The organism is Kitasatospora sp. NPDC091335, from assembly GCF_044757205.1.
In the GTDB taxonomy this organism is placed as follows: domain Bacteria; phylum Actinomycetota; class Actinomycetes; order Streptomycetales; family Streptomycetaceae; genus Kitasatospora.
In genome coordinates this window covers 96808-104584 of sequence record NZ_JBIVUM010000013.1, presented here as the reverse complement: position 1 = coordinate 104584, position 7777 = coordinate 96808, and the positions used below count along the sequence as shown (strand labels likewise).

8 protein-coding genes are annotated in these 7777 nt (G+C 69.5%); 7 read left to right on the top strand and 1 reads right to left on the bottom strand.

What is annotated here, in order from left to right; translation table 11 throughout:
- Nucleotides 1-1856 precede the first annotated feature (1856 nt).
- Entirely contained in the window at nucleotides 1857-2270 is a 414-nt protein-coding gene (locus tag ACIQOW_RS25645; RefSeq protein WP_401088667.1) for a GntR family transcriptional regulator, read from the bottom strand.
- 204 nt (nucleotides 2271-2474) lie between these two features.
- Here ACIQOW_RS25645 and ACIQOW_RS25640 point away from each other — a divergent pair, with 204 nt between their 5' ends.
- The 7 genes from ACIQOW_RS25640 (at nucleotide 2475) to ACIQOW_RS25610 (ending at nucleotide 7593) form a co-directional block, all read left to right on the top strand.
- The gene (locus ACIQOW_RS25640; protein ID WP_401088665.1) at nucleotides 2475-2864 is read left to right on the top strand and encodes a hypothetical protein; all 390 of its coding nucleotides are present in this window, start codon (nucleotides 2475-2477) and stop codon (nucleotides 2862-2864) included.
- 32 nt (nucleotides 2865-2896) lie between these two features.
- Nucleotides 2897-3115 (top strand): hypothetical protein, encoded by a 219-nt coding sequence (locus tag ACIQOW_RS25635; protein ID WP_401088663.1) that lies wholly within the window; start codon nucleotides 2897-2899, stop codon nucleotides 3113-3115.
- Complete coding sequence (locus ACIQOW_RS25630) at nucleotides 3115-3474, top strand: hypothetical protein (RefSeq protein WP_401088661.1); 360 nt, start codon at nucleotides 3115-3117, stop codon at nucleotides 3472-3474. Before ACIQOW_RS25635 ends, ACIQOW_RS25630 begins: the two co-directional genes overlap by 1 nt.
- A 5-nt stretch (nucleotides 3475-3479) precedes the next feature.
- Nucleotides 3480-4550: a cell division protein FtsK gene (locus ACIQOW_RS25625; RefSeq protein ID WP_401088659.1), complete on the top strand. Its 1071-nt coding sequence runs from the start codon at nucleotides 3480-3482 to the stop codon at nucleotides 4548-4550.
- Nucleotides 4551-4592: 42 nt separating this feature from the next.
- Entirely contained in the window at nucleotides 4593-5447 is an 855-nt protein-coding gene (locus tag ACIQOW_RS25620) for a DUF2637 domain-containing protein (RefSeq protein ID WP_401088658.1), read from the top strand.
- Nucleotides 5448-5557: 110 nt separating this feature from the next.
- A complete protein-coding gene (locus ACIQOW_RS25615; RefSeq protein WP_401088656.1) occupies nucleotides 5558-7033 on the top strand; it encodes a replication initiator in 1476 nt (491 codons plus the stop codon).
- Nucleotides 7030-7593, top strand: coding sequence for a hypothetical protein (locus tag ACIQOW_RS25610; protein WP_401088654.1), 564 nt, complete (start codon nucleotides 7030-7032; stop codon nucleotides 7591-7593). Before ACIQOW_RS25615 ends, ACIQOW_RS25610 begins: the two co-directional genes overlap by 4 nt.
- The last annotated feature ends 184 nt before the right edge of the window (nucleotides 7594-7777 follow it).

The following is a 7777-nucleotide window of genomic DNA, read 5'->3' as shown; positions in this document are numbered from 1 at the left end:
GCCGCGCGAGGTGGGCGGCTGCCACCCCCGCGGGCCCGCCCCCACCCCGGGCCGGGCCCCCCCCGGGGGGGGGGCCCGGGGGGGGCGGTCGCGGGGGGGGGGGGGGGCCCCGGGGGGGCCCCGCGGCCCGCCTCTGGCGGGCCGCTCTTGATCCAGTAATGAAACTTTGAACACGCTCCCCCTGCCCCCTTCGTCTCCCTGGTTCTGGCCACTCTCTGCCTGCCGTACGTCTTCCTGCCTACTGCTGCCCTGATCAACCATGGGCGCCAGGAAATCCGCGGTGCCCATCTCCGCTCACCCTCCGCACGCCTCGACCCTGGCTCGCTCGCGCGAGCGTGGTCCGCTCCCTACCCACCCCTCGGCCTCGCGCTGCTTCGACCCTGCCCGGCCGACTGCGGCACCGATTGCGCCCCGGGCACACCGCCGGACCGTGGCCGTCCTGGTGCTGCTCGCGGCCCTCTACCACAAGATCGGCTCCCTACAGCGATCCCTCCGAGCGCGAAGGTTGGTGCGCGGGCCAGAAAGGTCCGGCCGTCGTGTCACACCGAGGGCCATACCGACACCTGTATGAGATGACCGGCTCTCCTGAGCTCGGTGCTCTACCACAAGGTCGGGGAAACGTTTTTCTCCGTCGCGGCGGGAGGGTGGTGCGCGGGGCCCGGGAAGAAAGTTCGGCCGTCGTGTCACACCGAGGCGGTTTTTCGAGCCTCTATGGGGTGACGTGGGCGAACCGCGAGGACGAAAGGGAGGAACAGGGCATGTCAGGCATGGAGCTGGGGTCGGCGAAGTCTGTCCACAGGCTGTGTGTGGCGGACTGGTTTTACCGCGAGCGGGGCGGCTTCTATCAGGAATCGGCGGCCGGACCCAATCGCGGAAAGGCGGCATCGTGTGCGGCGCGCGGTCGACGGAAGCGGCCTCGCCGTCTGCGTGATGCATGCCACATGACGTTTTCCAAGGGCCGTGGTGAGGGGTTGGTTTTTATGCAGATCAATTGCCGGGACGGGGCGGGATACCAGCCCTCATATCTCCCGCGCAAGGACTTGTCCGGTGGCCATGGTGGATGTGCGCCCGAACGCTTCGGGGCCGGCATGCCGACTGACTACCGGAAGGAACTTCCAGCTATGCGATGTGATGTGCACCACGGATGCGGGTCGAGCTTTCCGCTCGTCGCCTCTGGTTACCGGTCGAAGCTTCTCGCCGTCCCTCAATCTGGAAAGAACTTCCAGGAACTCCCGGGATTCCTGGTTGGACTTGTCCGCGAACCTGGGGTTGGCTTCGTGGCAAGTTCCCGGGATGCGGGATCTGGAGAAACGTTTCTCCGCTCTGCGGGATCTGTCGGCCTTGGAGGGTGCGCGGGAGTGCCGGCCGCTGTAGAGGTGACTGGTGTGAACCTTGATGGCTGCTGGCCTGCGAAGTCGTCTCACCTTGATGGACCACCAAGCGAAACCTTGATGGCCGCTCACACCTTGATGGCCAACCTTGGTGAGCGGGGTTACCGAACCGTTATGGCGCAGGGCCCGTTCATCAAGGAATCCACCAAGGGTCGCGGTGTTGAGTGCGGGGAACTCACCAGCCCGGCGCCCGAACTCACCGGCCTGCGGGGCCGTTCTCACCGGCTGCGCGGGGTCGGCTGAGAACTCACCGTTTTTCTCACTGGCGTCCGATGCACAACCGTTATGCGCGGTCGGGGTGCGCGGTGAGAAAACCGGTGAGTTCTGCCGGGTTGAGTGGGGCCATCAAAAGCGAACGACGTGCGGGGGAAAGGAATCTGATGAACAGCGAAATCGGGAGGCTGCTCGAAACGCTGGCGCGGGTCGGCGGTCAGCTTGCCGACCTGAACGAGGAGATGGCCCGGCTCAACGAGCGTTTTGCTCGTATCGCGCAACCTGCTGACGCAACCGTTCTTGCTCTTCCCGGAGTTGCTTCAACTGAGCTTCGAACCCGGTGACGAGATCGACGATCTTGGCGAAGTCGGCGGCGGACACCTCGACGGTTCCGCCGGCCGACTCGGCCTGCTCGACGGCGGGCTCCGGCTCGGGCATGGCGCGTACGAAGGTGCCGACGCCCTGTACGGCGTAGACGAGTCCTTCGTCGCGCAGGACCCGCACCGCGCTGCGGGCGGTCATGTTGGCGATGCCGAACCGCTTCTCGATCTCCGAGAGGGCGGGCAGCTTGTCTCCGGCCTTCAAGCGCCCCTCGGCAATGTCGTGGCGCATGGCGTCGGCCGCCTTCTGGTACGGCGCCCGCTCCTCGTCGTTTCTGCGGCTCATGCCCCCAAGGGTAGACCCCGCTAGCACACCCAAGCCCTGTCGCATCCGAAATTTCCCTTCGATCAGCACTTCCAACCGACCTCACTGCTAACTCTGCTTGACAGTGTCAGGCCCCCTGGTGCTACAAATAACCTAGCACCGCTTAGCGGTCTAGCGGGGTCGGTGTCCTCCGGCCCCTCCACCTCCCACCTCTGGAGACTCCTCATGCCCCGTATCACCATCCGCCCCGACCTGACCGGTACCTCCCACCTGCTCGCCACCCCCGCGGCGGTGAAGATGGCCGACGCCGCCACGGGCCAGGTCGCCACCGACCGCGAGAGCGGCGCGACCCTCTACACGGTCCAGCTCCTGGAGACCTACGAGGGCACGGCTCAGCTGATCAAGGTCACCGTTCCGGAGAGCGAGGCGCTTCTCGCGCTCACTCCGGGCAGCATGGTCCGTCCGGTCGGCCTGATCGCCACCCCGTGGGCGAACCTCTTCAACGGCCAGGTCAGCTCCGGAGTGGCCTACCGGGCTGAGGCCCTGGTGGCTGCGCCCCCGGCGACCCCGGCTCCGAAGTCGGCCGCCAAGACCGCCGAGCCCGTCGCCTCGTGACCGGCATCGGCCCCGCCCGGATCGTCGGGCCCGTGGACTGCTCGTCTGCGGGCCCGGCCCCGGCCCCCTCCCCGGCGCTCTACCCGCTCCCTGCTCCGGACGCCGACCCCCGGTTCACCTTCGGCCTGGTCCTCGACCTCGCGGCCGTCCTCGCCGAACACGGCTACCCGCCGATCACCTCCGGCACGGACCTGGTGAACCTGCAACAGGCCCTCTTCCGCTTCCTCTACCACCTCAAGGACCCCGTCTGATGAACGCCTCCCCGCCCCCGACCGCCCCGCACCCGGCCACCCCGGGTGTCCTGGGCCCGATCAGCTCCGTGCCGCCGTGGCTGCCCTACGTCGTCGGCGCCGCCGTGCTCGCCCTGCTCGCCTGGCTGGTCGTGATCGGCGTGCGCTACCTGGGCGCCGACACCGAGACCCGCCGCTCGATCCGCCAGGCCGCCCGCATCCGCCCCGCCTGGCCCGCAACCTCGGCCTGGTCACCACTGACCGCACCCCCACCTTCCTCCAGTCCCTCGCCACCACCGGCGACAGGAAGCCCGAACCCCGAATCCTCACCCCCAAGCTCCGCACCACGCCCGACCCGTACGGCGTCACGGTCACCATGAAGACGGTGCCCAAGATCGGCCTGGAGGAGTTCCAAAAGCGCGCCGACCACCTCGCCGACGCCTGGGAGTGCACCCGCGTCTCCGTCAACCCGGACGGCCCCGGCAAGCTCCGCATCCGCGCCGTGCGCCGCGAACCCCTCTTCGAGCCCTACGCCTACATCCCCGATGGCAAGCCGCCGAAGGACCTGTCCGTGTGGGACCTGGGCATCGACGAATACGCCCTCGCCTCGGTCCTGCGCATGTCCAACGTGCCCGGCATGGCGGTCGCCGGCCTTCCCGGCTACGGCAAGACCTCGCTGATCAACGGCCTCATCTCCCGCCTCGCCCCCTCCGACGCGGTCCAGATCGCCGTGGCGGACGGCAAGGTGTCCGAAGCCCACGAAGGCGACTACGCCGACGTCGTGAACCGCCTGTTCGCCTTCGTCGGTGACGACCTGGAAGCCGCGAACAAGCTCTTCGACCGCCTGGTGACGCTGCGGCGTGCGCGCTCCTCCTCGATCCGGCGCGGGCTGGGCACCGCCAACATGTGGTCCAAGGGCCCCACCAAGGCATGGCCGCTGGTCATCCTGGTGGTCGACGAAGCGCACACCTACTTCCGCGAGTACAAGGGCACCGACCCCGAGACCAAGCGCCTCGCGCACCTGGCCGCCAACAACGCGCGCCTGGTCGAGGACCTGGTGAAGAAGGGCCGCTCGGTGGGCATCGTGGTCGTCCTGGCCACCCAGAAGGCCACCGGTGACGCCATCCCCACCTTCATCCGCGACGTGTGCCCGGTCTCGCTGTCCTTCGCCCAGAAGACCACCGAAGCCGCGGTGGCCGCCCTCGGCGAGGACATCCGCAACTGGCCCGAAGCCAACCCCGTCTCGATGCAGGACCCCGGCTTCGTCGGTGTCGCCTCGATGGTCCGCCAGGGCCAGGAAGGCTACACCCGCATCCGCACCCCCTACGTCGACCCCGAGCACGTCGCCCGCGTCGCTCAGGCTTCCGCGCACCTGACGGCCGACCCGTACGAGCTGCTGGAACTCCAGGCGGGTCCGAACCTGCTCAAGGACACCGACCTCGACACCATCGCCTGACCGTGCCCATCCCAACCGGTAGATCAGAAGGGAGAGTTGGCGATGACCGCCACCACCCCCGCCGACCCCGGGGCCTCCACCCGGATCACGGTCACGATCGTGATGGCGGTCATCGCCGCCCTGGCCTTCGTCTTCTCTTTCGGCAACGTCTGGGCCCTCGCCCTGCGCCTGGGCATCCCCCACCCGATCGCACCCTTGATCGCCCCCATGGTGGACCTGTCCGTGGTCGGCCTCCTCGTTGCCCTCCACCACCTCGCCCTCACCGGCACCGAGCCGGACCAGCTCCGTCCCGCCACGCGGCTGATGCACCTGTGCGGCGCGCTCACCCTCGCTCTCAACACCGCCGAGCCCGTCATCGCCGGCCACTACGGACGCGCCGCCCTCGACACCGTCGCCCCCGCCCTCCTCCTCGGCTGGGGAGCGGTCGGCCCCGGCCTCCTGCGCCACCTCACCACCCCAACCACCAATCCCAGCAAGGAACTTGCACCTGACTCCCACCCCGCCCCGTCGACCCGCACGCCGCCCCTTCCCGACCAGGACGGCCCCGTACCCGCCACAGCCCCGGCGCACCCGGCCCCGGCCGCTGAACCCCGCACCCCTGCGCACGTCGCCGAACCCGTGCACGGGCCCACGCCGCCGCAGCCTCCGGCCCTGGGCCTGACCACCCCGGACACCAAGCCCGCGCCCGCACCCGCACCGGCTCCGGCTGTGGTCCCCGCGCCCCCGGCCCCGCCGGACGTACCGGCCCCGCTCCTCGGCGCCGCCCGCCGCATCGCCGACGACCACCACGCCCGCACCGGCGACGTGATCACCCCCGGCGAACTGCGCGCCCGCCTCGGCGTCCCGCCCCGCCTGGCCGACGCCGTCCACGCCCACCTGGCCGCCGTCCCCGCCTAACCCCCTCGCCCCACCCGCCTCGCGCCGACCGCGAGCACCACGCCCCTCGTGGTCGGCGCGACGGCACCCCCATGCCCCACACCCCTCGACTGCCCGGAAGGACAGCCCCGATGACCGAACTCCACCCCGACCTCCTCGACCTGCGCGCGGTCGCCTCGCCTGCCGCCCGGGACCTGGTCCACCTCGCCAACCGCGACGACTTCGACCGCATCGAAGCCACCGTCGAGCGCCTGGCCGGCTGCACCCGCCCCATCCAGCTCACCGGCAGCACCTCCACGTTCGACACCACCACTGGTGAACTCCTGCGGCACTACTCCAGCGCCTCCGAACCCCTCGGCCGAACCCTCATCGCCTGCGGCAACCGCCGCTCCACCCGCTGCCCGTCCTGCTCCCGCGTCTACGCCGCCGACACCTACCAGCTCATCCGTGCCGGACTCGCCGGAGGCAAGGGCACCCCCGACACGGTCCGCACCCACCCCCGTGTCTTCGTCACCCTCACCGCCCCCAGCTTCGGCCCCGTCCACAACCACCCCACCACCCGCACCGGCAAGCCTCACACCTGCCGCTGCGGAACCCTCCACGAAGCCGACGCCCCCATCCTCGGCGCGCCCGTGGCCCCCGCCTCCTACGACTACGCCGGAGCCGTCCTCTTCAACGCCCACGCCGGAGCCCTGTGGGCCCGCTTCACCACCTACCTGCGCCGCGAGGTCGCCCACGCCGCCGGCCTCACCGTCAAGGAACTGCGCGACCACTGCCGGGTCTCCTTCGCCAAGGTCGCCGAGTTCCAAAAGCGCGGCCTGGTCCACTTCCACGCCATCGTCCGCCTCGACGGCCCCGACGGCTCCACCACCACCCCGCCCGCCTGGGCCACCACCGACCTCCTCACCGGAGCCGTCCGCGCCGCCGCGTCCAAGGTGGCCGTCACCGTGACTGGCGACTCTATCGGCGAACGCGTCCTGCGCTGGGGCGCCCAATTCGACGTACGCGTCATCCGCCGACCCGACGCCGCCGACCGCGACGACACCCCGCTCACCGACGCCGCCGTGGCTGGCTACGTTGCCAAGTACGCCACCAAGTCCGCCGAAGGCACCGGCACCATCGACCGCCCCCTCTACTGCACGCCCTGCAAGGGACGCGGACGCACCCCCACCGACGACGGCGACACCGAATGCCGCTCCTGCCAGGGCACGGGCCTTGCCGAACCCATCGCCGACCTCAAGGTGGCCGCACACGTCCGCCAGATGATCCGCACCTGCTGGGACCTCGGCCGCCGCGTCACCGACTTCGCCGACCTCAAGCTCACCAAGTGGGCCCACATGCTCGGCTTCCGTGGCCACTTCTCCACCAAGTCCCGCCGCTACTCCACCACCCTCGGCGCCCTCCGGGGAGTACGCCGCACCTGGCAGAGCGAACAGGCCCGCATCCGCGCCGGACACCCGCCTCTCGACCCCGACACCACCCTCGTCGTCTCCGACTGGCGATACCTCGCCACCGGCTACTCCCCCGGCGAAGAACTCCTCGCCCAAACCGTCCGCCACAACCGCACCGCCACACAACGCCTCAAGCGAGAAGGGGACTTGGAATGACGGCGGCAGCCCCCAGCCTCGACTGGGCGCGCGACCGTGTCGCCGAAGTCTTCGCTGACACCGTTGTTGGTGAATTTCTTACGCCGCCGCAGGGAAGTGACCGGTTGGCAGATGCCCCCACGTGGCTCGTGACCACGGAGTATCGGACCGTCGCCGCCGATCTCGCTGCGCTGCTTGGCGGCGATACGACTAAGCCGATGCCGGCCACCAACGACCACATCACCGTGGCAACAAAGACCACCGAAGCACTGGTTGTACTGGACAGGCCGGAGACTCTGACCTGTGCTCTTGTCCAGCGCACCGCGACACACAATCTGGTGCCGTCCATATCTGTCCGGTTCCGGCTTGCTCACGCCGTTCAGCTCGGCGCGTTCCGCTTCCACTCGGCGTCCTGGGACCTTGCCGAAACGATCACGGACATACAACAGCACCTTGCTCAGAACGATGGGCCGTCGCTCTGCAAGCTCTCGTTGCAGTCGGTCCGCTTCACGGCCCGCAACGGCAGCGAGATGGCCTTCAGCAAGCCCTCACTAGCAGTTCTCCACCCCTACGTTCAGTAGAACTGCTCAGGCCAAGCTGCGAGCACTCGCCGATCACCCAGCATCGAAGTGGGCTCGCGCTGCCCTCCGGCCGGCGGAGTGGCCTGAACGCACTCCAGCGCGCAGAAGGCCCCCGCAGATGCGAGGGCCTTTTCTCACGATCGCTTGGCTACCGCGCTGAGCGGAACGTTCCTCGCCGGTCTTC

Coding starts and splice junctions, on each gene's coding strand:
- ACIQOW_RS25620 (WP_401088658.1), top strand. CDS start 4,593: ATGACCGCCACCACCCCCGCCGACCCCGGGGCCTCCACCCGGATCACG.
- ACIQOW_RS25640 (WP_401088665.1), top strand. CDS start 2,475: ATGCCCCGTATCACCATCCGCCCCGACCTGACCGGTACCTCCCACCTG.
- ACIQOW_RS25615 (WP_401088656.1), top strand. CDS start 5,558: ATGACCGAACTCCACCCCGACCTCCTCGACCTGCGCGCGGTCGCCTCG.
- ACIQOW_RS25645 (WP_401088667.1), bottom strand. CDS start 2,270: ATGAGCCGCAGAAACGACGAGGAGCGGGCGCCGTACCAGAAGGCGGCC.
- ACIQOW_RS25610 (WP_401088654.1), top strand. CDS start 7,030: ATGACGGCGGCAGCCCCCAGCCTCGACTGGGCGCGCGACCGTGTCGCC.
- ACIQOW_RS25630 (WP_401088661.1), top strand. CDS start 3,115: ATGAACGCCTCCCCGCCCCCGACCGCCCCGCACCCGGCCACCCCGGGT.